21 protein-coding genes are annotated in these 24,639 nt (G+C 67.1%); 11 read left to right on the top strand and 10 right to left on the bottom strand.

Translation table 11 applies throughout. The annotated features are described in order from the left end of the window. Nucleotides 1–70: 70 nt before the first annotated feature. Nucleotides 71–2,920: a phosphoenolpyruvate carboxylase gene (ppc, locus tag VZC37_RS08720; protein WP_330432073.1), complete on the top strand. Its 2,850-nt coding sequence runs from the start codon at nt 71–73 to the stop codon at nt 2,918–2,920. A gap of 92 nt (nt 2,921–3,012) precedes the next feature. Then, nucleotides 3,013–3,747, top strand: a complete 735-nt coding sequence (locus VZC37_RS08715) for an NAD(P)H-dependent oxidoreductase (protein WP_330432072.1) — start codon at nt 3,013–3,015, stop codon at nt 3,745–3,747. A 1-nt stretch (nt 3,748) separates the two neighbouring features. Here VZC37_RS08715 and pgl read toward each other — a convergent pair whose 3' ends face one another. Genes pgl through tkt form a run of 5 tightly spaced genes read right to left on the bottom strand, consistent with a single transcriptional unit; the run spans nt 3,749 to nt 10,213 of the window. Next, nucleotides 3,749–4,483 carry a 6-phosphogluconolactonase gene (pgl, locus tag VZC37_RS08710; RefSeq protein ID WP_330432071.1) on the bottom strand — a complete coding sequence of 245 codons (735 nt, stop codon included), beginning with the start codon at nt 4,481–4,483 and terminating at the stop codon, nt 3,749–3,751. Continuing rightward, a complete protein-coding gene (locus VZC37_RS08705) occupies nt 4,483–5,403 on the bottom strand; it encodes a glucose-6-phosphate dehydrogenase assembly protein OpcA (RefSeq protein WP_330432070.1) in 921 nt (306 codons plus the stop codon). The genes pgl and VZC37_RS08705 overlap by 1 nt, the downstream gene beginning before the upstream one ends. 46 nt (nt 5,404–5,449) lie before the next feature. Continuing rightward, nucleotides 5,450–6,988, bottom strand: coding sequence for a glucose-6-phosphate dehydrogenase (gene zwf, locus VZC37_RS08700; RefSeq protein ID WP_330432069.1), 1,539 nt, complete (start codon nt 6,986–6,988; stop codon nt 5,450–5,452). Nucleotides 6,989–6,993: 5 nt separating this feature from the next. Then, the gene (tal, locus tag VZC37_RS08695) at nt 6,994–8,112 is read right to left on the bottom strand and encodes a transaldolase (RefSeq protein WP_330432068.1); all 1,119 of its coding nucleotides are present in this window, start codon (nt 8,110–8,112) and stop codon (nt 6,994–6,996) included. 4 nt (nt 8,113–8,116) lie between these two features. Continuing rightward, nucleotides 8,117–10,213: a transketolase gene (gene tkt, locus VZC37_RS08690; RefSeq protein WP_330432067.1), complete on the bottom strand. Its 2,097-nt coding sequence runs from the start codon at nt 10,211–10,213 to the stop codon at nt 8,117–8,119. A gap of 496 nt (nt 10,214–10,709) precedes the next feature. Between tkt and VZC37_RS08685 the strand changes: the two genes are divergently transcribed. Beyond that, nucleotides 10,710–11,636, top strand: a complete 927-nt coding sequence (locus VZC37_RS08685) for a heme o synthase (protein WP_431309383.1) — start codon at nt 10,710–10,712, stop codon at nt 11,634–11,636. 100 nt (nt 11,637–11,736) lie between these two features. Here the strand turns inward: VZC37_RS08685 and VZC37_RS08680 are convergent, their stop codons facing one another. Then, nucleotides 11,737–12,705: a quinone oxidoreductase family protein gene (locus VZC37_RS08680; protein WP_330432066.1), complete on the bottom strand. Its 969-nt coding sequence runs from the start codon at nt 12,703–12,705 to the stop codon at nt 11,737–11,739. A 111-nt stretch (nt 12,706–12,816) separates the two neighbouring features. Between VZC37_RS08680 and VZC37_RS08675 the strand changes: the two genes are divergently transcribed. Continuing rightward, nucleotides 12,817–13,194, top strand: coding sequence for a hypothetical protein (locus VZC37_RS08675; protein WP_330432065.1), 378 nt, complete (start codon nt 12,817–12,819; stop codon nt 13,192–13,194). Nucleotides 13,195–13,218: 24 nt separating this feature from the next. On the opposite strand, the gene VZC37_RS08670 is transcribed toward VZC37_RS08675, so the two are convergent. From VZC37_RS08670 to mptB, 4 genes are all read right to left on the bottom strand, one after another. Beyond that, entirely contained in the window at nt 13,219–14,259 is a 1,041-nt protein-coding gene (locus VZC37_RS08670; protein ID WP_330432064.1) for a COX15/CtaA family protein, read from the bottom strand. Next, nucleotides 14,256–15,050: an ABC transporter permease gene (locus tag VZC37_RS08665; RefSeq protein ID WP_330432063.1), complete on the bottom strand. Its 795-nt coding sequence runs from the start codon at nt 15,048–15,050 to the stop codon at nt 14,256–14,258. The genes VZC37_RS08670 and VZC37_RS08665 overlap by 4 nt, the downstream gene beginning before the upstream one ends. Continuing rightward, a complete protein-coding gene (locus VZC37_RS08660) occupies nt 15,047–15,985 on the bottom strand; it encodes an ABC transporter ATP-binding protein (protein WP_330432062.1) in 939 nt (312 codons plus the stop codon). The genes VZC37_RS08665 and VZC37_RS08660 overlap by 4 nt, the downstream gene beginning before the upstream one ends. Nucleotides 15,986–16,129: 144 nt before the next feature. Then, nucleotides 16,130–17,920 carry a polyprenol phosphomannose-dependent alpha 1,6 mannosyltransferase MptB gene (gene mptB / locus VZC37_RS08655; protein ID WP_330432492.1) on the bottom strand — a complete coding sequence of 597 codons (1,791 nt, stop codon included), beginning with the start codon at nt 17,918–17,920 and terminating at the stop codon, nt 16,130–16,132. Nucleotides 17,921–18,106: 186 nt separating this feature from the next. Between mptB and VZC37_RS08650 the strand changes: the two genes are divergently transcribed. The 7 genes from VZC37_RS08650 to VZC37_RS08620 all read left to right on the top strand — a co-directional run bounded on the left by VZC37_RS08650 (nt 18,107) and on the right by VZC37_RS08620 (nt 24,636). After that, on the top strand, nt 18,107–18,922 hold the full coding sequence (locus VZC37_RS08650) for a helix-turn-helix transcriptional regulator (RefSeq protein WP_330432061.1): 816 nt from the start codon (nt 18,107–18,109) through the stop codon (nt 18,920–18,922). Continuing rightward, nucleotides 18,919–20,382, top strand: coding sequence for a Fe-S cluster assembly protein SufB (gene sufB, locus VZC37_RS08645; protein ID WP_330432060.1), 1,464 nt, complete (start codon nt 18,919–18,921; stop codon nt 20,380–20,382). Before VZC37_RS08650 ends, sufB begins: the two co-directional genes overlap by 4 nt. Further along, a complete protein-coding gene (sufD, locus tag VZC37_RS08640) occupies nt 20,382–21,584 on the top strand; it encodes a Fe-S cluster assembly protein SufD (RefSeq protein ID WP_330432059.1) in 1,203 nt (400 codons plus the stop codon). Before sufB ends, sufD begins: the two co-directional genes overlap by 1 nt. A 167-nt stretch (nt 21,585–21,751) precedes the next feature. Then, nucleotides 21,752–22,525, top strand: coding sequence for a Fe-S cluster assembly ATPase SufC (sufC, locus tag VZC37_RS08635; RefSeq protein ID WP_330432058.1), 774 nt, complete (start codon nt 21,752–21,754; stop codon nt 22,523–22,525). A gap of 22 nt (nt 22,526–22,547) precedes the next feature. Then, nucleotides 22,548–23,828, top strand: coding sequence for a cysteine desulfurase (locus tag VZC37_RS08630; protein ID WP_330432057.1), 1,281 nt, complete (start codon nt 22,548–22,550; stop codon nt 23,826–23,828). After that, nucleotides 23,828–24,283 carry a Fe-S cluster assembly sulfur transfer protein SufU gene (sufU, locus tag VZC37_RS08625; protein WP_330432056.1) on the top strand — a complete coding sequence of 152 codons (456 nt, stop codon included), beginning with the start codon at nt 23,828–23,830 and terminating at the stop codon, nt 24,281–24,283. Before VZC37_RS08630 ends, sufU begins: the two co-directional genes overlap by 1 nt. After that, nucleotides 24,280–24,636, top strand: a complete 357-nt coding sequence (locus VZC37_RS08620) for a metal-sulfur cluster assembly factor (protein WP_330432055.1) — start codon at nt 24,280–24,282, stop codon at nt 24,634–24,636. Before sufU ends, VZC37_RS08620 begins: the two co-directional genes overlap by 4 nt. The last annotated feature ends 3 nt before the right edge of the window (nt 24,637–24,639 follow it).

Genomic DNA, 24,639 nt, shown 5'->3' with positions numbered 1-24,639 from the left:
AGGGTCGCCGTTTCACGTTCAGGCCCGCCCCGAGATGCCGGGGGTTGCGAATACCGGAATACTTGAGCGCATGAGCGAATCGAACTCGTCTGAGCAGCATCGGTCCGCCGGAGCGCCCGCGTGGCGCCCCACGATGACGATCGCCGATCACATCATCATCGATGACGAGGGCCGGGCGCTGACCGAACCGTTGCGCGAGGACATCCGGTTGCTGGGGGGCCTACTCGGCGACATGATCCGTGAGCACTCCGGCACCGAGGTCTTCGACCTCGTCGAGAACGCACGCATCGCGGCCTTTCGGATTCGACGCGCCGAGATCGACCGCGAGACGTTGGCAGACATGTTCGTCGACCTCGACCTCTCGATCGCCATGCCGGTGATCCGCGCATTCTGCAACTTCGCCCTGCTCGCCAACCTCGCCGAGGACATCCATCGGGAGCGGCGCCGTGCCTTGCACGTCCGCGCCGGCGATCCGCCGCAGGACAGCACGCTGGAGGCGACGTACGCCAAGCTCGCGCAGGCCGGTCTCACCGACGCTGACGTGGGTCGTGCGCTGGCCGATGCCACCGTCGTGCCCGTCATCACCGCCCATCCCACCGAGACGCGTCGCCGCACCGTTTTCGAAGCGCAGAATCGGATCACCGAGCTGATGCGCTTCCGCAGCCGGACCGAGCTGACACCCGCCGAGGACGCCGAGGTCATGGAAGGTCTGCGCAGGCAGATCCTGACCCTCTGGCAAACCGCCCTGATCAGGCTGGAACGGCTCAACATCCAGGACGAGATCCGTTCCGGTCTGCGCTATTACGACGCCTCGTTCTTCGAGGTGGTGCCGAAGATCAACACCGGGGTTCGTGCTGCACTGCGCTCCGCCTACCCCGACGCGGGACTGAAGGACGATCCCATGCTGCGGATGGGGTCGTGGATCGGCGGGGACCGCGACGGCAATCCGTTCGTCACCGGCGAGATCGTCGAGATGGCGACAACGCTCGCAGCCCGGACGGCGATCGGCAACCACCTGTCGGAGCTGAGGTTGCTCGCCGAGGAGCTGAGCATGTCGACCCGCCTGATGTCGCCGGACGACGCCGTCTATGACCTGGCGGCCGTGGACCGGGACGACCCCGCGGCCGACGAACCGTTCCGCGTCGCGCTGCGGAAGATCCGGTCCCGCCTCGTCGCGACCGCCGCCGAGATGTTCGGCGAAGAGGTCATGAAGACCTCCGATCTGTTCATGATCGACGGCGCGGAACCGTACGCCGGCGCCGGTGACCTGCTGGCCGACCTCGACGTTGTCGATGCCGGCCTGAGGTCCACGCATGACGACATCATCGCCGACGATCGGCTGCTGAGACTCCGGGAAGCCGTCCGCACGTTCGGGTTCAATCTGTCCGGGCTGGACATGCGGCAGAACTCGGAGATGCACGAGGAGGTCGTCGGTGAACTGCTGGCGTGGGCCGGCGTGCACCCCGACTACGCGTCACTCGGTGAGGCCGAGCGGGTGGAAATTTTGGTCAGCGAGCTGACCGCGCGGCGGCCACTGACCCGGCCGGATGCCGATCTGAGCGAGCTCGCGACGAAGGAGCTCGGCATCGTCCGTGCGGCCGCCGCGGCGGTACGGACGTTCGGCCCCGAGGCGGTGCCCAATTACGTCATCAGCATGTGCACATCGGTGAGCGACATGCTCGAACCGATGATCCTGCTGAAGGAGGCGGGACTGATCGACATCGACGCATCGGGCAAGTTGGTGTGCTCGGTCCGGATCGTGCCGCTGTTCGAGACCATCGAGGATCTGCAGCAGGGTGCGGCCACGCTGCTGGCGGCGCTCGACATCCCGCTGTATCGCGACCTGGTCGATGGTCAGGCCGGGATGCAAGAGGTGATGCTCGGCTACTCCGACTCGAACAAGGACGGCGGCTACATGGCGGCCAACTGGGCGCTGTACCGCGGTGAGCTGGACCTGGTCGAGGCGGCCAAGAAGGCCGGAATCCGGTTGCGGTTGTTCCACGGCCGCGGCGGTACCGTCGGCCGTGGCGGGGGACCGAGTTACGACGCGATCCTCGCTCAGCCGCCCGGCGCGGTGCAGGGTTCGTTGCGGCTCACCGAACAGGGTGAGATCATCGCGGCCAAGTTCGCCGAACCCGTTCTGGCCCAACGCAATCTGGAGACCCTGCTGGCCGCGACAATCGAATCGTCGCTCCTGGACGTGGAAGGACTCGGGGACGAGTCCGAGGACGCGTACCGCAACATGGACGAGATCGCCGGTCTGGCGCGGTCGGCCTACAGCAAACTCGTGCACGAGACACCGGGGTTCGTCGAGTACTTCACCACGTCGACGCCGTTGTCGGAGATCGGCGCCCTCAACATCGGTAGCCGTCCGGCGTCACGCAAGCAGACCGAGAAGATCTCTGATCTGCGTGCGATCCCGTGGGTGTTGTCGTGGACGCAGTCCCGGGTCATGTTGCCCGGCTGGTACGGCACCGGTTCGGCCTTCGAGGAGTGGGTCGCCGGCGACGAGCAGCGCCTCGAGACGTTGCGGCGCTACTACGAGAAGTGGCCGTTCTTCCGGACGGTGATGTCGAACATGGCGCAGGTGCTGGCCAAGTCGGACATGGGGCTGGCGCACCGGTATGCGCAGTTGGTCCCGGACGAGGAACTTCGCGACACCGTGTTCGGCATGATCGTCGACGAACACGAGCGGACCATCGACATGTACTCCAAGATCACCGGCACCGAGGATCTGCTGTCGGACAACGCGGCGCTCAAACGTTCGGTCTACAACCGGTTCCCGTACCTGGAGCCCCTCAACCTGTTGCAGATCGAGTTGCTGCGGAGGTTCCGTGCCGGGGACGACGAACCCCGCATCCGGCGCGGCATCCAGCTGACGATGAACGGACTCGCCACCGCGCTGCGCAACTCGGGTTAGGTCGCCTCGTTCCGTCGACAGGGCGCCATGTGTCGTCGACTGGGCACCGTTTCCCGTCGACTGGGTAGTGGTCTCGCTCGCTCGCGCCCGGAATGCGCACGACCGGTGGCGGCGTTGCACGCACCATGAAGGCTTTGTGGGTGGTCGCACATCCGGATCCGAGTTCGCTGAACCGGCATCTGCATCGATTCGGTGCGCAGGTACTTCGCGACGAGGGTTGGCAGGTTCTCGAGTCCGACCTGTATGCGATGCAGTGGGATCCGGTGCTGCGCGAGGAAGGCGGGGACGACGTCGAGGCCGAGCAGCAGAAACTGTGCGATGCCGACCTGGTCGTGCTGCAGTTCCCGCTCTGGTGGTACGGGATGCCCGCGATCATGAAGGGCTGGGTCGACCGCGTCTTCGACCGCGGTTTCGCCTACGACGTGATCGATCCCGCCACGGGTCGCGCCCGCAAGTACGGCGACGGGGGACTCGTCGGACGCCGCGCATTGACCATCGTCACCGCCGGTGACCGGCCGGGCAGCCTGGGTCCGCGGGGTATCAGCGGCGACATCGAGGACGTGCTGTGGACGACGCTGCACGGGACGCTCTGGTACACGGGCATGGAAGCCTTGCGGCCGCACCTCGTCACCCGTGCGCGCGACGTCGACGAATCAACCATCGTGAAGATCGAGCGCGACCTCGCCGATCGGCTTCGCGGCGTCGCGGACGAGCCGCCGATTCCGTTCCTTCCGCTCGACGAACGGTTCTACGACCACTCGATCGCGTTGTGCCCAGACGTCGCACCCGACGTGTCCGGCAACGCTGCCCACCGATTCGTCGGCTGATTCAAGCGAGGCGTGACGCCGCTCCGCGGTCCAGGAACCACACGGTCTCGTCGGTGCCGTGTGCGCCGGCGCAGGGCCAATCGGCGGCGTGGGCGCCGGTGTGGGCGGCGGCGACCGCCTCGGCTTTGTCTTCGCCGGCGACCAGGAACCACACCGCCTTGCTCCGGTTGACCACGGGGAGCGTCAACGTGATCCGCCGCGGCGGTGGTTTCGGCGAATCCTCCACGGCCACAACCGTTTTCTCGGACTCCGCGGTCGCCGCGGTGTGTGGGAAGAGCGAGTTGATGTGCCCCTCGCCACCCATACCGAGCAGGTGGAGGTCGAAGTGTGGCACCTGTCCGGCGCCGATATGCGCGAGGGCTTCGGCATACGCCGCGGCGGCTGCGTCGATGTCGTCGCCGAAATCGCCGTCGGACGGTGCCATCGGATGGACTCGGGCCGGATCGACCGGGACCTTGTCGAGCAGCGCCTCACGTGCCTGCCCGTAGTTGCGCTCCGGGTCGTCGGCCGGCACGAACCGGTCGTCGCCCCAGAACAATTCGACCCGCGACCAGTCGATGTCACCGCTGTCGGAGGCGAGGTGCCGCAGGATCGCGATCCCGTTGCTGCCCCCGGTCAGCACGATGCTCGCCACACCGTGGTCGGCCTGCGCATGCGTCACCAGGTCGACGAACCGGCTGGCCGCAGTCTCGACAAGCGCGTCCTTGTCGTCGAACACGAGCGTCTCGGGTGTCATCAGGCGACCGCCTGCCCTTCGAAGTCGACTTCCACCACGCCTTGCAGCGCCTGTGCGAACACGTCGTCGGTGTCGAGTCGGCGCAACTCCTCGGCCAGCAACAGCGGCAGTTCGCGGCGGCTCATCGCGACGCGTCCGTCCGGCTTCCCGGGCATGCTCAGCACCGCGTTGTTGTTCATGTCCAGCGACAGCACGGTCGGTCCGTCCTCGCGCATCAACCGCACCTCGAAGCTGCCGACCGAGCGGCGTGTGGGCACCGACAACGCCGACTTCAGCCATCCGGCGAGCAGGTCGATGCCGGGGGAGTCGTTGGGGCCGGTCACCAGGACCTCGGTGATGGGGGTGTGCGGCGGCCGGTCGACCGCGGATGCCAGCAACGCACGCCAGTGGGTGATCTGCGTCCATGCGAGGTCGGAATCGCCGGGCGCGTACGTCGCCAACCGCCGCGCCAGCACCGTCTTCGGATTGGCGCACCGGTTCGCGTCGAGGATGCGCCGGCGCCCCAGCGATCCCATCGGGTCTGCCGCCGGGTCCGCGGGTGACTCACCCGGCCACCAGGTGACGACGGGCGTGTCGGGCAGCAGGAACGGGATCACGACCGATCGGGGATGGTCGGCGAGATCGCCCTGCAGCGACAACAACACGACCTCCGACGCCCCGGCATCGCCGCCGACGCGGATCTGCGCATCCAGCCGCGACGGAGCCGACCGATCGCCACGGCTGACCACGATCACCCGGCTCGGGTGCTCACTGCTCGCGCCGATCGCCGCCTCGATCGCGCCCTCCGTCGGTTCGCCCTGCTCGGCACACACGACCAGCGTGAGTACCCGACCGAGGCTGATCGCTCCGCCGGATTCACGGACCTCGACGATCTTCTTGGCGACGGTGTTGGTGGAGGTGTCGGGCAACTCGACGATCATCGTCTGACATCCTGTCGTGTCTGGTCTGCCTGTCGTGCCTGAAGTCTCATGGACGTCGCCAATCGCGGCCGGTACGCGACATCATCTCATCGGCGGACGCCGGACCCCAGGTCCCCGACTCGTAGCTGTCGGGCTGGCCGGACTCCGCCCAGTGCTCGATCACCGGATCCAGGATCTTCCACGAGAGTTCGACCTCTTCGTTGACCGGGAACAGCGACGGCTCACCGAGCAGCACGTCGAGGATCAGGCGTTCGTACGCCTCGGGCGACGCCTCCGTGAAGGCGGTGCCGTAGCTGAAGTCCATGTTGACGTCGCGGACCTCCATGCTGGATGCGGGCACCTTCGATCCGAATCTGAGCGTGATGCCCTCGTCCGGCTGCACCCGGATGACCAGCGCGTTCTGCGAGAGTTCCTCCGTCATCGTCTGATCGAACGGCAAATGGGGTGCGCGTTTGAACACCAATGCGATCTCCGTGACGCGCCGCCCGAGTCGTTTGCCGGTGCGCAGATAGAACGGCACCCCGGCCCAGCGACGCGAGTCGACCTCCAGTGCGATCGCGGCGAACGTCTCCGTGGTGGAGTCCTTGGCGAAACCCTCCTCGTCGAGGAGTCCCGGCACCTGCTGGCTGCCCTGCCAACCCGGCCCGTACTGCCCGCGGGCGGTGTTCTGGTCCAACGGCTCGATGTTGCGTGTGGCCGCGAGCACCTTGATCTTCTCGTCCTGTAACTGCTTGGGCTCGAACGAGATCGGCTCTTCCATCGCCACCAGCGCCATCAATTGCAGAAGGTGATTCTGGATGACGTCGCGCGCCGCGCCGATCCCGTCGTAATAACCGGCGCGGCCACCGAGCCCGATGTCCTCGGCCATCGTGATCTGCACGTGGTCGACGTAGTGCGAGCTCCACAGCGGATCGAACAGTTGGTTGGCGAACCGTAACGCGAGGATGTTCTGGACCGTCTCCTTGCCGAGGTAGTGATCGATGCGGAACACCGACGACTCGGGGAAGACGCTGTTGACGATCGCGTTGAGTTCCTTGGCGGATTCCAGGTCGTGCCCGAACGGCTTCTCGATGACCACGCGCCGCCACTGGTCACCTTCCTCGGTGGCGAGGCCGCTGCGCTGCAGCTGTTCGCAGACGGTGGGGAAGGCCTTGGGCGGGATCGACAGGTAGAAGGCGTGATTGCCGTCGGTGCCGCGTTCCTTGTCCAGTCGGTCGAGGGTCTCCTTGAGCCGGTCGAAGGCGGCGTCGTCGTCGAAGGAGCCCTGCACGAACCGGAAGCCCTCGGCCAGACGTTCCCACACCTCCTCACGGAACCCGGTGCGGGCGTGGTCGCGTACCGCGTCGTGGACGACCTTGGCGAAGTCGTCGTCGTCCCAGTCGCGCCGCGCGAAGCCGACGAGCGCGAACGACGGGGGGAGTAGACCACGGTTGGCGAGGTCATAGACCGCCGGCATCAACTTCTTGCGCGCGAGGTCACCCGTCACGCCGAAGATGATCAGGCTGCACGGACCCGCGATCCGTGGCAGCCGCTTGTCCCGGGGGTCGCGGAGCGGGTTGTTCCAGTCGGTACCGCCGCGGGGCACTCGGGTCAGCCTTTCGCGGCCGAGAGCTGTTCGGCGGTGGCGTCGAGCAGCTCGTTCCAGGCGTCCTCGAACTTCTGCACGCCTTCGTCCTCGAGCACCTTGAAGACGTCGACGAAGTCGATGCCGAGTGCCGCGATCTTGTCGAAGACCTCCTGCGACTCGGGGGCGAGGCCGACGATCGACCCCGTGTTGACCCACCCGTGGTCAGCGAAGGCGTCCATGGTCTTGCCCGGCATGGTGTTCACCGTGTTCGGCGCGACGAGCTCGCTGACATAGAGAGTGTCGGGGTAATCCGGGTTCTTCACACCGGTCGACGCCCACAGCGGCCGTTGCGGACGGGCACCCTGCGCGAGGAGATCGGGGAAGCGGGACTCGACCTCGAAAATCTCCTGATACGCCTGGTAGGCCAGCCGCGCATTGGCCAACGCCGCCTTGCCCTTCAGCTCGGTGGCATCCGGGGTGCCGATGGCGTCGAGGCGCTTGTCGACCTCGGTGTCGACGCGAGACACGAAGAACGAGGCGACCGAGTGGATGGTCGACAGATCGTGCCCGGCCTCGGCTGCGGCGTCGAGGCCGTCGAGGTAGGCGTCCATCACCTCCTTGTAGCGCTCCACCGAGAAGATCAGGGTGACGTTAACGCTGATGCCCTCGGCGAGGGTGCGGGTGATCGCCGGGAGTCCTGCCTTGGTGGCGGGAATCTTGATCAGCAGGTTGGGTCGGTCGACGATCTTCCACAGTTCGACGGCCTGCGCGACGGTGCCGTCGGTGTCGTGGGCGAGGCGGGGATCGACCTCGATGGACACGCGGCCGTCCACGCCGTCGGAGGCCTCGAAGGCCGGGGCGAGGACGTCGCAGGCGTTGCGTACGTCGTCCGTGGTGACCGTTCGGATGGTCGCGTCGACATCCGCTCCGCGTGCGGCGAGCTCGTTGACCTGGTCGTCGTAGCTCGTGCCCTTGGACAGCGCGGCCTGGAAGATCGACGGGTTGGTGGTGACACCGACCACCGACTTCTCGGCCATCAGGCCGGCGAGATCGCCGGAGCCGATGAGGTCGCGGGACAGGTCGTCCAGCCAGACCGAGACCCCGGCGGCGGAGAGTTCGGCGAGCTTCGGATTCTGCGTCATTCTGCTATCCCTTCACATTGGCGATCGAACGCTGCGCGGCGGCGACGGCGGCGTCGGGTGTGATGCCGAACTCGGTGTACAGCGTCTGGTAGTCGGCGGATTCCCCGTAGTGCTCGAGCGAAACGCTCTCACCGAAGCCGCCCACGATCTTGTGCCACGGCATCGCGATGCCCGCCTCGATCGAGACGCGGGCCTTCACGGTGGGTGGCAGGACCTGGTCGCGGTAGTTCTGGTCCTGGCTCTCGAACCATTCGACGCACGGCATCGAGACGACGCGAGCGCCGATGCCCTGGGCTTCGAGCTTCTGGCCGGCGGCCACGGCGATCTCCACCTCGGAACCCGTGGCGACCAGGATGACGTCGGGCACCGGGGTCGAGGCCTCCACCAGGACGTAACCGCCCTTCTCGACTCCGGCCGCCGACGTGTTGTCGAGCACCGGGATCTTCTGGCGGGTCAGGCACAGGCCGACCGGACCGCTGCTGCTCGACCGCTCCAGCACGGTCTTCCACGCGAACGCGGTCTCGTTGGCATCGGCCGGACGGACCACGCTCAGGTTCGGGATCGCCCGCAGGGCTGCGAGGTGCTCGATCGGCTGATGGGTCGGGCCGTCCTCACCGAGGCCGATCGAGTCGTGCGTCCAGACATAGATCGGGTCGATGTCCATGAGCGAGGCCAGCCGCACCGCGGGGCGCATGTAGTCGCTGAACTGCAGGAAGGTGCCGCCGTAGGCCCGGGTGGGGCCATGCAGCACGATGCCGGAGAGAATCGCGCCCATGGCGTGCTCGCGGATGCCGAAATGCAGCGTGCGGCCGTACGGCTCGGCGTCCCAGTCGGCGTTGGAGATCGACGTGGGGCCGAAGGACTTCGCGCCCTTCATCGTCGTGTTGTTGCTGCCCGCCAGGTCGGCCGAGCCGCCCCACAGCTCGGGCAGTACGGGTGCGACCGCGCTCAGGACGTCGCCCGAGGCGGATCGCGTCGCGACCGACTTGCCGGGCTCCCAGCTCGGCAGCACGTCGGCCCAGCCGGACGGCAGCTTGTCCTGGCTGACGCGGTCGAAGAGTTCCTTGCGTTCCGGTTCGCGCGCGACCCAGTCGTTGAACTGGGACTCCCAGGCCTGGTGTGCTTCGCGTCCACGGTCGACCAGCTTGCGGGTGTGTCCGATCACCTCGTCGGTGACCTCGAAGGTCTTGTCCGGGTCGAAGCCCAGGATCTTCTTGGTCGCGGCGACCTCGTCGTCACCGAGCGCGGAGCCGTGCACCCCGCCCGTGTTCATCTTGGTGGGCGCGGGATAGCCGATGATGGTCCGCAGCACGATGATCGACGGGCGATCGGTGACCGACTTGGCTTCGGCGACAGCGGCTTCGATCGCGGCGACATCCTCGCCGCCTTCCACCACCTGAACGTGCCAGCCGTAGGCCTCATAACGCTTGGCGGTGTCCTCCGACAGCGCGATGCTCGTCCCGTGCTCGATGGAGATCTTGTTGTCGTCGTAGAACAGGATCAGGTTGCCCAACTGCTGGGTACCGGCCAGCGACGATGCCTCCGAGGTGATCCCCTCCTCGATGTCGCCGTCGGATGCGACCACATAGATGTAGTGGTCGAAGGGGCTGTCGCCCCAGGCCGGCTCGGGGTCGAACAGGCCTCGTTCGCGGCGCGCGGCCATCGCCATGCCGACCGCGGAGGCCAGACCCTGGCCGAGCGGACCGGTGGTGATCTCGACGCCGCGGGTGTGGCGGAACTCGGGGTGCCCGGGCGTCTTGGACTTGAAGGTGCGCAGAGCCTCGAGGTCTGCGAGCTCCAGTCCGAATCCACCGAGATACAGCTGGATGTAGAGGGTCAGGCTGGAGTGGCCGCACGAGAGGACGAACCGGTCGCGTCCGACCCAGGCGGTGTCGGCCGGATCGTGCCGCATCACTCGCTGGAACAGGGTGTAGGCGAGCGGGGCAAGGCTCATGGCGGTGCCGGGATGGCCGCTCCCGCATTTCTGGACGGCGTCGGCGGCGAGCACGCGGACGGTGTCGACGGCGCGGGTGTCCACCTCGGACCAGTCGTCGGGGTAGGCCGGCTGGGTCAACGCAGTGATGTCATCTGTCAGCGCCACGATTGTGCTGTCTCCTGTGCCTAGTCGGTGCGAGCGCCCGGTCGGTCAGTGCGATCGCGGGTCGTCTGTTCGTGCAATCCACAGTATGTACGAGTCCACAGTGTGCTCGAGAGTGTGATGCTTGCGGCTCCGGTGCCAGGGTCGCTGCGGACCATCGGTCCCGGTGCAGCCGCGCGCTGTCGATCACCGATGGGGGATACGGCAGCCACGGCCTCCAGAGTAGTCGCGTGCGATGCGCCGTCGCGCGTCGAGTGACACCGAACAGGGGTCAGGACTCGATTCTTCGATCCAGGAACCCACCGTCTACCATGCTCTGTAGTAGCCCTATGTCGCGTTCTGCGTTGTCGTGTTCTGCGCCGTCGTGTTCGACGCCGTCGTCTTCGATCTGCCGTTCCGACAGAGCCGGGGCAGACGAGGAGAGGCCGTGAGAAGTGGGGAACGTGTGAGCGGAGATCTGTCCGCCGCATCCCGCGGTACCCATGGCTCGACCGAGACGATGACGACGACCAGCGGAGACTCGTTACTGTCGCGGTCGAAGGCCACGGTGCTCGCATACGTCGCGCTGACCAAGCCCCGCGTGATCGAACTGCTCTTGGTCGCGACGATCCCGGTCATGCTGCAGGCCGACCGCGGGCGCGTCGACATCGCTCTCATCGCGGCGACCCTGCTCGGTGGCTGGCTGGGCGCCGGCAGCGCGAATACCCTCAACATGGTCGCCGACGCCGACATCGACCAGAAGATGAAGCGCACCGCGCGCCGACCGCTGGCACGTCACGCCGTCTCGACCCGGAGCGCGCTGATCTTCGGCATCCTGCTGTGGATCGGTTCGTTCGCGGTCCTCTGGACGGCGGCCAACCTGCTCAGCGCGTTGCTGGTCACCGCGACGATCGCGTTCTACGTCGGCGTCTACACGATGATCCTGAAACGCCGCACCTGGCAGAACGTGGTGTGGGGCGGTGCTGCCGGCTGCATGCCGACTCTGGTCGGGTGGGCCGCGGTGACCGGGACCATCGGCTGGCAGCCGATTGTGCTGTTCCTCGTCATCTTCTTCTGGACACCGCCGCACACCTGGGCGCTGGCCATGCGCTACAAGGAGGACTACCGGGCGGCCGGCGTCCCCATGCTGCCGGTGATCGCGACCGAGGAACGCGTCACGCGGCAGATGGTCTACTACACGTGGGCGACCGTCATCAGTTCGCTCGTCCTGATCGCCGGCACCAGCTGGATCTACGCGGCGGTCGCGGTGGCATCGGGCGGCTGGTTCGCCAGCCGTGTGCAGAAGCTCTACAAGGAGACCCGCGCGGGCGCAGAGGTCGCGCCGCTGAAGATCTTCCTGCAGTCCAACGAGTACCTGGCGATCCTGTTCTGCGGCCTGGCCATCGATGCCGTGGTCAATCTGCCGCTGGTCACCAGTTACTTCTGATCCACCTCGGTCCTGTTCTGTGACCCATGCGTACGTGGGGGCCTTCGTGACGCACGCTCCTTCGTCGCGGGCTCCTCAGGCAGCGGTTCGGCAGCGGGAATCAGGACGGGTCGAGCACGGTGGCGCCCGTGGTCGCGCGGGATTCCAGGGCGATGTGAGCCTCGGCTGCGTCGGCGAGACGGAAATGTTGGCCGACCCGCACATCGATGGCCCCGTCCGTGATCGCACCGAGGAACTCCGCGGCCCGCCACCGCAGTTCGTCCGGCTCGGCGATGAAGTGGCCGAGGGTGGGCCGTGTCACCGACAACGACCCGGCCGGGTTGAGCCGCTGCAGATCGAACGGCGGAACGGGACCCGACGACGCACCGAACAGCACGATCGTGCCGCGGACCGCGGTCGACGCGAGTGACTGCTCGAAGGTGTCGGCACCGACACCGTCGTAGACCACCGCGACACCGCGCCCATCGGTGAGGGAGCGCACCTCTTCGGCCAGCGTGTCGCTGTACCGCAGGACATGGTCGGCACCCGCGGACTCCGACAACTCGGCCTTCTCGTCATTGGACACGGTGGTGATCACCCGTAGCCCGCGACGCTTCGCGAGCTGGGTCAGGATCAGCCCGACACCGCCGGCGCCCGCATGGATGAGCACGGTATCCCCGGCTGCCGGGTGAGCACTGCCGTCGAGGAGGTAGTGCGCGGTGAGTCCTCGCAGCATGGCCGACCCCGCGACGTCGTCGGCGACACCGTCGGGAACCGGGATCGCGCGCGCGGCCGGGACCGCGACCAGCTCCGCGTAACTTCCCGGAGCGTCCACCCAGCACACCCGCTGTCCGACCTGCACGTTGTCGACCTCGGCCCCGACCGTGACCACCTCGCCGGCGCCCTCGGCGCCCGGAATGTAGGGCGGCACCGAGGGGTAGAGGCCGCGGCGCAGGTACGTGTCGATGAAGTTCACCCCGATCGCCGACGTCCGGACGATGACCTCACCGGGGGCAGGAATCGGGTCGTCGACGGTGCCGTAGTCGAGGACGTCGGGTCCGCCGTGCCGAACCACCTGGATTGCGCGCATGGCACTGTTCTACCGCATGCGGCGGCGGGTAAAACGGTCCCCGTCGACCGGGGCCGCGGCGGTGGGAGCGGTTCGAACCGGCTCGTCGCGCCACCGGTATGCTCGTGCACCATGAGCGAGCAGACCGCACCCGAATCCGTCGATACTCCCGCGCCGGCAGTAGAGGTGCCCAGTGGTGTGGTTGCCGCCATCACGAGCTTCATTGACCGGGAAGGCGGTTCCGCGAAGGCAGTGCTGCAGCCGATCGGCGATGCGGGCGTGCGCATCACGCTCGTCGGAGAGAGCGGCGGCATCCTCGGTGATCAAGTGGTCGCCGACAACGCGGTGGCCGAGGCGGTCGTCGAGGCGGTGGAGGGTCTGCAGACCGCGGAGTGGGATCGTGACCTCACGTCGGCAGCGAACGTCTCGCCGGCGCATTACCGGAAGATGGCCGGCTGGGTCGCCAAGCAGAAGCGTTTCCCGAAGCCCCGCAACCGTTCGATCCTGTAGGTCTCTGGCCGGTCGGCGGGCGGATCACCGACCTCGCGGCGCGCGTTCGGTCCGTAGCGAGCCCGCGGTCGCCGACACCTCTGCGTCGTCGTCTCCGTCGGCCGAGTGTGCGCGGTTGCCGAACTCGACAACCATCCAGGTCACCGCGATGATCATCGCCGCGCTGATCGTCATGTGCGCGATCACCAATGCAATCGGCAGGCCGGTGTTGTACTGGACGACGCCGATGAGGCCCTGGACGGCGATGATGCCCAGGATGATGTGGGCGGTCCGCTTCTCCGGCATCCGCAGCAGATGGGTGACCACGGCGATCGCGATGGCCAGGCCGATCAGCAGGAACACGCCGTCGGTGTGCAGTTGCGTGGCATTGTCGGGGGCCAGTCCGTTCCGCGGAGCGTCGGCGTCCCCGGCATGCGGACCCGAACCGGTCACGATGGTGCCGAGATAGACCACAGCCCACGTCACCGCGTACTGCAGCCACGCAAGGCGCCGGCCGAGCCTCGAGGCCGAGTCCGCAGGCGGCGCCGCCCGGGGATGGGGACGGAGCCGATAGACGAGCACCGTCGCAGCCGACACCAGGATCATCGACAGCACGAAGTGCAGCGAGACCACCCAGGGATTGAGCTGGGTGAGCACGGTGATCCCGCCGATCACGCCCTGGAAGGGGATGCCGAGGGCGATGAGCGCGGTGAGCCAGCGATCGCGTCGCGTCGCCGAGGCATATCGCACCACGGCGACGAATGTCGCGATGGCGACGACGATGAGGACGAACGTGAGCAGCCGGTTGCCGAACTCGATCGCCCCGTGCAGGCCCAGCTCGCCGTGCGGCACGAACGAGTCGTCGGTGCAGCGCGGCCAGGTGGGACAGCCGAGGCCGGACCCGGTGAGCCGCACGGCGCCGCCGGTGGCGACGATGCCGACGTTGGCGACCAGCAGCGCGATACTCCAGAGCCAGACGAAGCGGGCGGACGGCGTCCCGAATCCGGGCACGCGGGAGAACCGGCCCGACCGGTCGGCCGGACTGTCTGCGTCCTGCGGTGTCGACCGCGTCTTGGACGTTGTCATTCGAACTTGAACCACCTCACTGCGAGCACGGCGGCGACGGCCGCCCATGCCAGCAACACACCTATGCCGAAAAGATCGACCGACCCTTCGGTCGCCCGGCCCAACGCCTCGGTCAGGGCCCCCGACGGCAGGCAACGGGCGATCCACAGCACCGCATCGGGGACTCGTTCGGCCATGACCACGAGACTGCCGACACCCACGAGGGCGAACCACAGCAGATTGCCCAGTGCCAGGACCACCTCGGCCTTGAGCGTGCCACCGAGCAACAGCCCGAGCGCGGAGAAGGTGACCGTACCGATCGCGATGACGAGCGCCCCGAGAACGATGCCCAGCGCGGACGGCCGCCACCCGAACGCGAGGCCGATGCCGCCGAGGGTCACCGCCTGCAGGGCGACGACGAGAACGACGGCGATCGATTTGCCCGCGATGATCCCCCAACGGGGGATCGGAGTCGCACCCAATCGTTTGAGCGCCCCGTATCGGCGGTCGAAACCCAGCGCGATCGCTTGCCCGGTGAACGCGGTCGACATCACCGCGACCGTCATGATCGCCGGGACGAAAGTGGTGGCCCGTTCGGCGTTGGACGCGCCGAGGTCGGTGTCGATCGGGAGGAGACACAGGCCGACGAGCAGGGTGATCGGGATGAACATGGTGAGCAGGAGCTGCTCACCGTTGCGCAGCAACAGCGTCAGTTCCATCCGGGACTGCGCGAGCAGGATCGCCGGCAGGGACGCCGCGCGCGGGCGGGGGGCGAACGTGCCGGGTGCGAACCGGTTGACGGGTGCGGTCATGAGCGCAGTGCCCGCCCGGTGAGATCCAGGAAGACGTCGGAGAGGCTGCGTGTCTCCACCCGCAGGTCGGTGGCGAGCACGTCGATCTTCGCGCACCAGGCCGTCACCGTTGCCAGCACCTGCGGTGTGACGGGCCCACGGACCAGGTAGCTGCCGGGTGCGGTTTCCGTGCAGAGATAGTCCTCGGGAAGCGCGAGCAGCAGCAACGACATGTCGAGTCCGCGGGGAGCGGAGAAGCGGAGCTCGTTCTCGGCGCCGCGGCTGGTGAGGTCGGCCGGCGTGCCTGACGCCACCACGCGGCCGTTGTCGATGATCACGACGTCGTCGGCCAGCTCCTCGGCCTCGTCCATCAGGTGGGTGGTCAGCAACACCGACACCCCATCGCTGCGCAGACGGTCGATCAGCTCCCACACGAGGATCCGCGCATGGGCGTCCAGGCCCGCGGTCGGCTCGTCGAGGAACACCAGTTCCGGCCTGCCGACGATGGCACACGCCAACGAGAGCCGCTGCTGCTGGCCGCCGGACAGGCGGCGGAACGGGGTGCGCGCGGACTCGGCCAGGCCGAGGACATCGAGCAACCACCGCGGGTCGATCGGGTCGGCGCTGTAGGCCGCGCACAGCCGGAGCATTTCTTCGGCGCGCGCACCTGGGTATGCACCGCCGCCCTGCAGCATCACGCCGATGCGGCGGCGGAGGGCATCGTTGTCGGCGATCGGGTCCAGACCGAGCACTCGGACCGACCCGGCGTCCGGGGTGAGGAACCCCTCGCAGATCTCGACGGTGGTGGTCTTACCGGCGCCGTTGGGACCGAGCAGGGCCAAGATCGATCCGGCGGCGAGTTCGAGGTCGAGGCCGTCCACTGCCGTGCGTCCGCCATAGCGTTTGACCAGGCCGGATACCTCTAATGCCCGCGAGGTGACGACGCTGTCGGTCACGGCGCGTCCGTCGGTCGGTCGATGATCATCTCGTCGATCATCGCCGTGGTACCGCTCCCGCGTCGTCGTGCCGTGCACACTGGCCAGACTATGCGGCGGGGGCCGCGCGCCAAAAATTGCGGCGGGGCCGGCCGGGCGGTGCGCTCAGCCTGCGTGCGCATCGTCGCGGCTGGGTTGCCGTCCTCGTTTCGCTCGCCACCAGCGTTGGATGGGCAGATCCTCGAAGAAGAGCGCGGTCATCACCGCGACCATGATCACACCGGCCAGAAGGCCTTGCGCGAGAACCACTCCGCTGGTGTTCGAGCTGGTCGGCATCACCACGATGGCGATGATGGCCGATACCGCGATGGTCGTGATGCGGAACCACGGGCGGGTCGCCCACGCAGCGAGCGGGATGACTGCCCACAGCAGGTACCAGGCCTGGACGAACGGAAAGAACACCACGACTGTGGCCATTGACACACCGAGTGCGCCGAGTGGGTGCAGTCGGCCGGCGAGGCAGGCCAGCATCCAGCGGATGATGAATGCGGCGGCGATCAACTGACCGAGCGGTCGACCGACCTCCAGGATGGCCTGGGTCTGATCGCCGAGTCCGAGGGTGACGCCGATCCGGCCGGTCGTCACCGAGAGCAGCGTGGGCATCGACATCCAGGATCGGACGACGTCGCCGGTGGACAGCGTGCTGGTCCAACCGAAGCCGAGGCCGGTACCCACGCAGATCCCGACCATGACCACACCGAGCACACCGGCCAGGGAAGCGGCAGAGGCCGCCAACGCGGCGACTGATCGGCGCGACCGATCCCACCATTGGCGAATCGGCGCATGCCGGAGGGCCGGCAGGGTGGCGCCCCACCGTTGGGCGAGCGCAATCCCCACGAAGCCCAGCGCCAGCATCGACGTCACCTTCACCATCGCCGACGCGGAGATCACCGCAGCACCGGCGATCAGAATCCAGCCGGATGACGACGGCCACAACGATCCGGGTCTGCGTAATCGATGTTCGCCGTAGATGGCCCGGAAACTGAGTTCCAGGCCGACGAGCATCATGCCCAGCATCAGGGCCTCGTTGTGGATGCCGCCGACGAGGTGCAGGATCACCAGCGGGTTCATCGCGCCGAGCCACAGCGCCGCCACCGAGGACACCCCGCATCGGCGCGCCAGTCGCGGCAGCGCCCACACGATCAATGCGATGCCCACCAGGGCGAGCAGGCGGTGCAGGAAGATCGCCGCGGTGATGTTCTCCCCGGTGATCGCGGTGATGCCCTTGCCCAGCCACAGGAACAGCGGGCCGTAGGGGGCCGGGGTGTCGCGCCACAGATTCGGTACCGAGCGGGTCAGTACATGGTCCACGCCGAGCCCCCGGACGGGACTGATCACATACGGGTCCATCCCCCGGAAGGCGATCGCACTCTGCGCCAGATACGAATAGATGTCCTTGGACAGCAGCGGCGGGGCGACGATGATCGGCGCGATCCACAACATCAGGGTGCGGTCGGCCTGCCTTCGGGTCATCCGCCGCTCGGGACTGCGTCCGTGCAGGACCTCGACGCCGAAGCGTCCGACGGCGAATCGCCCGATCAACAGCCACGCGACGACGAGCATGATCGTGCCGCCGATCGACAACGTGAGCGCGGTGCTCCACATCCGCGAGGGCAGCGAGAGCACCCGCATTCCCGCGACCGGGTTCTGCAGCACGGGGATCGCGCCGGTTCCGAGCGAGCCGATCAGCAGGAGCACCGAGCCGGTGGCGCCGAACAGCTTGATACGGAAGAGCCGCCGGTTCTCGGCGTCGTTGAGCGGGCCGACCTCACGCTCGTCGTCGTGCAGACGAGCAACGGCCCGGCCGTAGTCGCCGCGGCGTTCGGTGTCGTCGACCTCGACGTCGTCATTGTCGCGTTGCGGGCCGGCCCGGCGCAGGCCGAGGTACTCCGCCATATCTCGCAGGCGGGAGTTCAGCGAGCGGGCCCGACCACCCGTCACTGTGGTGTCTGGCACGCCACGACTCTAATCGGCCGGGAACTGCCCGTGGAGCCGCCATGCGCGCGCGTCGGTCCGGCCACACTAAGGGGACCCTTGCTGGCATGCCGGAATCAATTACGTCACACTTGTGTTGTGAAAACCATGAGGAGCGATACAGCGCTGCCATCAGGCGCGCATGCCGGCCCCTCGGATGGGGGAGTAGCCGCTGCCGGTCACCATGACGGGCAGACCCGTGCCGCCGTGGTTTCGCTACTGGTAGAGGATGGTCCGCTCACCGCGACCGAGATCGCCGACCGGCTCGGGATCAGCGCGGCAGGTGTGCGACGGCACCTCGACGCGCTGGCCGAGATCGGCGACGTCGAGACCTCGTCGTCGGGGTTCGGACGTCGCGGTCAGCGGGGTCGGGGCCGCCCGGCCAAGTGGTTCCAGCTCACCGCCACCGGGCGCGGCAAGATGCGACACGCCTACGATGATCTCGCCGGCGCCGCGATGCGCAAGCTTCGTGCGGTCGGTGGCGAGGCCGCGGTCGAGGAGTTCGCCCGCGACCGCGTCGAGGAGATCGTCGCCGACGTCACACCCGCACAGGATCCGGCTTCGGTCGCCGACACGGTCAATGAGATCGCCGACGCGCTGACCAGTGCAGGCTTCTCGGCCAACACCCGTGAGGTGGGCACCGGGATGCAGATCTGTCAGCATCACTGCCCGGTCGCCCACGTCGCCGCGGAGTTCCCGGAACTCTGTGAGGCCGAGACAGCGGTGTTCACCGAGCTACTCGGGACGCATGTGCAGCGGCTGGCGACCATCGCCAACGGCGACTGCGCCTGCACCACCCACGTGCCGCTCCACCCGCCGCCGAGCGGGACACAGAGTCCGTCGGGACTCACCCTGACGATCACCGGCGATGCACAGCCCGCATCCGCCGCCACGAAGAAGACGAGTCGAAAGGCCTCGCGATGACAGTGACCGACCCGACCGCAACCGATACCGGAACACCGACGAAGCCTGCTCCGCTGACCCAAGAGGAGACCATCGCGTCGCTCGGCAACTACGGCTACGGCTGGGCCGATTCGGACGTCGCCGGCGCCAGCGCGCAGCGCGGTCTGTCCGATGCCGTGGTCGCCGACATCTCCGGCAAGAAGAACGAGCCGGAGTGGATGCTCGAGCAGCGGCTCAAGGCCCTGCGCATCTTCGATCGCAAGCCGATGCCGCACTGGGGTGCCGAGCTCGACGGGATCGACTTCGACAACATCAAGTACTTCGTCCGCTCCACCGAGAAGCAGGCCGCGAGCTGGGACGACCTGCCCGAGGACATCAAGAACACCTACGACAAGCTGGGCATCCCGGAGGCGGAAAAGCAGCGTCTCGTCGCCGGTGTCGCCGCTCAGTACGAGTCCGAGGTGGTCTACCACCAGATCCGTGAGGACCTCGAGGCCCAGGGCGTCATCTTCATGGACACCGACACCGGGCTCAAGGAGCATCCGGAGATCTTCCAGGAGTACTTCGGCTCGGTCATCCCGGCCGGCGACAACAAGTTCTCCGCGCTCAACACCGCGGTGTGGTCGGGCGGCTCGTTCATCTACGTCCCGCCGGGCGTCCACGTCGACATCCCGCTGCAGGCCTACTTCCGGATCAACACCGAGAACATGGGTCAGTTCGAGCGGACCCTGATCATCGTCGACGAAGGCGCCTACGTGCACTACGTCGAGGGCTGCACCGCGCCGATCTACAAGACCGACTCGCTGCACTCGGCAGTCGTCGAGATCATCGTCAAGAAGGGCGGACGCTGCCGCTACACGACCATCCAGAACTGGTCGAACAACGTCTACAACCTGGTCACCAAGCGCGCCAAGGCCGAGGCCGGCGCCACCATGGAGTGGATCGACGGCAACATCGGTTCCAAGGTCACCATGAAGTACCCCGCCGTCTGGCTGACCGGTGAGCACGCCAAGGGTGAGGTGCTCTCGGTGGCGTTCGCCGGCGAGGGGCAGCACCAGGACACCGGTTCCAAGATGGTGCACCTGGCGCCGAACACGTCGAGCAACATCGTCTCCAAGTCCGTTGCCCGCGGCGGTGGGCGAGCCTCGTACCGCGGCCTTATCAAGGTCAACAACGGTGCCCACGGCAGTCGGTCCACGGTGAAATGCGATGCGCTGCTGGTCGACACGATCTCGCGCAGCGACACCTATCCGTACGTCGACATCCGTGAGGACGACGTGACCATGGGGCACGAGGCAACCGTGTCCAAGGTGAGTGACGATCAGCTCTTCTACCTGATGAGCCGCGGTCTCACCGAGGACGAGGCGATGGCGATGGTGGTGCGCGGATTCGTCGAGCCGATCGCCAAGGAACTCCCGATGGAGTACGCCCTCGAACTCAACCGCCTCATCGAACTGCAGATGGAAGGAGCCGTCGGCTGATGGCCGATCCGACTATTCCGACGACCGGCAACGCTGCCGGAACGCCCGGGTCGACGGCTATGGCCGTCAACAAGGGTGAGATGTTCACCTCGTTCGACGTCAACGCGTTCGAGGTGCCCAGCCCGCGCGAGGAGGTGTGGCGGTTCACCCCGTTCCGCCGTCTGCGCGGCCTGCACGACGGCAAGGCCGTCCGCACCGCCGAGGCCGACGTCACGGTCGCCGGTGCCGGCGACGGCGTCACGGTCGAGACCGTGGGTCGTGACGACGCACGGCTCGGCGACGGCGGCGTCCCGTTCGACCGCATCGCAGCTCAGGCGTACACCTCGTTCACCCAGGCGACCGTGGTGACCGTCGGCAAGGAGGTCGATCACACCGACCCGATCACGCTGACCGTGACCGGGCCCGGTGTCGACGAGGTGGCCTTCGGTCACACCCAGATCCGGCTCGAACCGTTCGCCCGTGCAGTCGTGGTCCTCGACCAGAAGGGCAGCGGCACCTACGCCGAGAATGTCGAGTTCGTCGTCGGCGACCAGGCATCGCTCACCGTGGTCAACGTGCACGACTGGGAAGACGACGCCGTGCACGTCGCCGCTCATCATGTGCGGGCCGGTCGCGACGCGACCATCCGGCACTTCGCGATCAGCCTCGGCGGCAACCTCGTTCGACTGTCCCCGGTCGTGCACTACGACGGTCCGGGCGGCGACGTCGAGTTGTGGGGCCTGTACTTCGCCGACGCCGGCCAGCACCTCGAACAGCGCCTGCTCGTCGACCACAGCCAGCCGCACTGCCGCTCGAATGTGGTCTACAAGGGTGCGCTGCAAGGTGATACGACCGGCGACCGGACGCGCGAAGCGCACACCGTGTGGATCGGTGACGTACTGATCCGCCCGGCGGCCGAGGGAACCGACACCTTCGAGCTCAATCGCAACCTGGTGCTGACCGACAACGCCCGCGCCGACTCGGTGCCGAACCTCGAGATCGAGACCGGCGAGATCGTCGGCGCCGGACATGCCAGCGCCACCGGCCGTTTCGACGATGAGCATCTGTTCTACCTGCAGGCCCGAGGCATCCCGGAGGACCAGGCGCGGCGCCTGGTGATCCGCGGATTCTTCGGCGAGGTCATCGCCAAGATCGGCGTGCCGGACCTGCGCGAACGACTGGAGGCCGCCATCGAGGAAGAACTCGAACTCGCCGGCGCCTGACGATCGACCAACCTCTCGCTGATCGAGTAGTCGCCAGCCGAGGCACCACCCGCTGATCGAGTAGTCCGAGGCGCCAGCCGAGACCCACCCGTTGATCGAGTAGTCCGAGGCGCTAGCCGAGGACGTATCGAGATCGAGATCACCAGCCCTAGAAAGAAACACACCACATGACCACACTGGAAATCCGCGACCTCCACGTCGACGTCGCGCAGACCGACACCGACGCCGAGCCCATCCACATCCTCAAGGGTGTCGACCTCACGGTGTCTTCCGACGAGACCCACGCCATCATGGGCCCCAACGGCTCCGGGAAGTCGACGCTGTCCTATGCGATCGCCGGTCACCCCAAGTACGAGGTGACGCAGGGCTCGATCACACTCGACGGCGAAGACGTCCTCGAGATGAGCGTCGACGAGCGCGCTCGCGCCGGGCTGTTCCTCGCAATGCAGTACCCGGTCGAGGTACCGGGCGTCTCCATGTCGAACTTCCTGCGCACTGCCGCCACCGCCGTGCGGGGTGAGGCGCCGAAGCTTCGCCACTGGGTCAAGGAGACCAAGGAGGCCATGACCGCGCTCGACATCGATCCGTCGTTCTCCGAGCGCAGCGTCAACGAGGGCTTCTCCGGTGGTGAGAAGAAGCGCCACGAGATTCTGCAGCTCGATCTGCTGAAGCCCAGGATCGCGATCCTCGACGAGACCGACTCCGGCCTCGACGTCGACGCCCTGCGGGTCGTGAGTGACGGCGTGAACCGATACAAGGAAGAAGAGCACGGCGGCGTCCTGCTCATCACCCACTACACGCGAATCCTGCGCTACATCAAGCCCGACTACGTGCATGTGTTCGTCAACGGGCGGGTCGTCGAGTCCGGCGGACCCGAGCTCGCCGACGAACTCGAAGAGAACGGTTACGTCCGGTTCACCTCGGCGGCCGCCGCAGGCTGATATCGGTCAAGGAGGTGTTGTCGTGACGCTCTCAACCGGTGTGGTGTCGCAACCTGTCGACGTCGACCGTCTGCGTGCCGATTTCCCGATACTGTCGCGCACCGTGCGGGACGGAAAGCCGCTGGTCTACCTGGACTCGGGTGCGACATCGCAACGCCCCGTTCAGGTTCTCGACGCCGAACGTGAGTTCCTCACGACCCACAACGCGGCGGTCCACCGTGGGGCGCATCAGCTCGCGGAGGAGGCCACGGACGCCTACGAGGCGGCCCGCGCCACCATCGCGGGCTTCGTCGGCGCCACCCCGGACACCATCGTGTTCACCAAGAACGCGACCGAGGCGATCAATCTCGTCGCCTACACACTCGGCGACGACCGCTCGGCCGCGGTGCTCGGTGGACACACACTGGGTCCCGGGGACACCGTGGTGATCACCGAGCTCGAACACCACGCCAACCTCGTTCCCTGGCAAGAGTTGTGCCGTCGTACCGGTGCCACCTTGAAGTGGTACGGGGTGACCGATGACGGCCGGATCGATCTGGATTCGCTGGAACTCGACGAGACCGTCAAGATCGTCTCGTTCACTCACCAGTCCAATGTGACCGGTGCGGTTGCCGACGTCGACGAACTCGTGCGCCGCGCACGCGCCGTCGGAGCGCGTGTGGTGCTCGATGCGTGCCAGTCGGTGCCGCATGCACCGGTGGACTTCTCCGCGTTGGACGTGGACTTCGCGGCCTTCTCCGGCCACAAGATGTTCGGCCCGTCGGGTGTCGGTGTGCTCTACGGCAAGCCGGAGCTCCTCGAGTCGCTGCCGCCCTTCGTCACCGGCGGATCGATGATCGAGATGGTGACCATGGAGTCGTCGACCTATGCGCCGGCACCACAACGCTTCGAGGCCGGGGTGCCGATGACCTCGCAGGTCGTCGGGCTCGGTGCGGCCGTGGACTATCTCAACGCGATCGGCATGGATGCCATTGCGGCACATGAACATCGTCTCACCGAGTATGCGTTGCAACGCCTCGGGGAGATCGAGGGTCTGCGCATCGTCGGACCGACGGAAGCCGAGCATCGCGGGGGAGCCGTCGCCTTTCTGACCGAGGGTGTGCACGCGCACGATCTCGGACAGATCCTCGACGACGAGGGCGTGGCGATCCGCGTCGGCCACCACTGTGCGTGGCCACTGCACCGCCGGTTCGGCGTGGCGGCGAGCGCGCGCGCCTCGTTTGCGGCCTACAACACGCTCGCCGAGATCGATGTGCTCGCCGACGCCATCGTGAAGGCGCAGAGCTTCTTCGGGGTGCGCTGATGCGGATGGAGCAGATGTACCAGGAAGTGATCCTGGATCATTACAAGCACCCGCACGGCCGTGGACTGCGGGAGCCGTTCGGCGCCGAGGTACATCACGTCAACCCGACCTGCGGTGACGAGGTCACGTTGCGGGTCTCGGTTTCGGCGGATGGGACCACCGTCGACGACATCTCTTACGACGGTCAGGGTTGTTCGATCTCTCAGGCCGCCACCTCGGTGCTGTACGACCAACTCGTCGGCGAGCCGGTCGATCACGCCCTGGCGATGGTGGAGTCGTTCAACACGATGATGACCTCACGCGGGGCGGATGAGGGTGACGAGGACATGATCGGCGACGGCATCGCCTTCGCCGGAGTCAGCAAGTACCCGGCACGGGTGAAATGTGCTCTGCTGGGATGGATGGCCTTCAAGGACGCGTTGTCTCAGACGGTCGACGCAAAGGAGTCAGCATGAGCGAGGAAACGACCACCCCGGAGGCGCCGAACACGTCGCTGCCTCAACTCGAAGATGTCGAAGAGGCGATGCGCGACGTCGTCGACCCCGAACTCGGCATCAACGTCGTCGACCTCGGCCTGGTCTACGGCATCGAGGTCACCGACGACGCGGTCGCCAAGATCGACATGACGCTCACCTCGGCGGCATGTCCGCTGACCGACGTCATCGAGGACCAGTCCCGTGGCGCCCTGGTCAACAGCGGATTGTGCACCGACCTGGAGATCAACTGGGTCTGGATGCCGCCGTGGGGACCGGACAAGATCACGGACGACGGTCGCGAGCAGCTGCGGGCGTTGGGGTTCACGGTCTAGCAG

The sequence above is a fragment of the Gordonia sesuvii genome, assembly GCF_036350415.1.
GTDB lineage: Bacteria > Actinomycetota > Actinomycetes > Mycobacteriales > Mycobacteriaceae > Gordonia > Gordonia sesuvii.
This window is presented reverse-complemented; position numbering and strand designations above follow the sequence as displayed.

Coding starts and splice junctions, on each gene's coding strand:
- VZC37_RS08675 (WP_330432065.1), top strand. CDS start 12,817: ATGAGCGAGCAGACCGCACCCGAATCCGTCGATACTCCCGCGCCGGCA.
- VZC37_RS08715 (WP_330432072.1), top strand. CDS start 3,013: ATGCGCACGACCGGTGGCGGCGTTGCACGCACCATGAAGGCTTTGTGG.
- ppc (WP_330432073.1), top strand. CDS start 71: ATGAGCGAATCGAACTCGTCTGAGCAGCATCGGTCCGCCGGAGCGCCC.
- pgl (WP_330432071.1), bottom strand. CDS start 4,483: ATGACACCCGAGACGCTCGTGTTCGACGACAAGGACGCGCTTGTCGAG.
- sufC (WP_330432058.1), top strand. CDS start 21,752: ATGACCACACTGGAAATCCGCGACCTCCACGTCGACGTCGCGCAGACC.
- sufU (WP_330432056.1), top strand. CDS start 23,828: ATGCGGATGGAGCAGATGTACCAGGAAGTGATCCTGGATCATTACAAG.
- VZC37_RS08685 (WP_431309383.1), top strand. CDS start 10,710: ATGACGACGACCAGCGGAGACTCGTTACTGTCGCGGTCGAAGGCCACG.
- VZC37_RS08670 (WP_330432064.1), bottom strand. CDS start 14,259: ATGACAACGTCCAAGACGCGGTCGACACCGCAGGACGCAGACAGTCCG.
- VZC37_RS08620 (WP_330432055.1), top strand. CDS start 24,280: ATGAGCGAGGAAACGACCACCCCGGAGGCGCCGAACACGTCGCTGCCT.
- sufD (WP_330432059.1), top strand. CDS start 20,382: ATGGCCGATCCGACTATTCCGACGACCGGCAACGCTGCCGGAACGCCC.
- VZC37_RS08705 (WP_330432070.1), bottom strand. CDS start 5,403: ATGATCGTCGAGTTGCCCGACACCTCCACCAACACCGTCGCCAAGAAG.
- VZC37_RS08665 (WP_330432063.1), bottom strand. CDS start 15,050: ATGACCGCACCCGTCAACCGGTTCGCACCCGGCACGTTCGCCCCCCGC.
- tal (WP_330432068.1), bottom strand. CDS start 8,112: ATGACGCAGAATCCGAAGCTCGCCGAACTCTCCGCCGCCGGGGTCTCG.
- VZC37_RS08680 (WP_330432066.1), bottom strand. CDS start 12,705: ATGCGCGCAATCCAGGTGGTTCGGCACGGCGGACCCGACGTCCTCGAC.
- sufB (WP_330432060.1), top strand. CDS start 18,919: ATGACAGTGACCGACCCGACCGCAACCGATACCGGAACACCGACGAAG.
- mptB (WP_330432492.1), bottom strand. CDS start 17,920: ATGGCGGAGTACCTCGGCCTGCGCCGGGCCGGCCCGCAACGCGACAAT.
- VZC37_RS08650 (WP_330432061.1), top strand. CDS start 18,107: ATGAGGAGCGATACAGCGCTGCCATCAGGCGCGCATGCCGGCCCCTCG.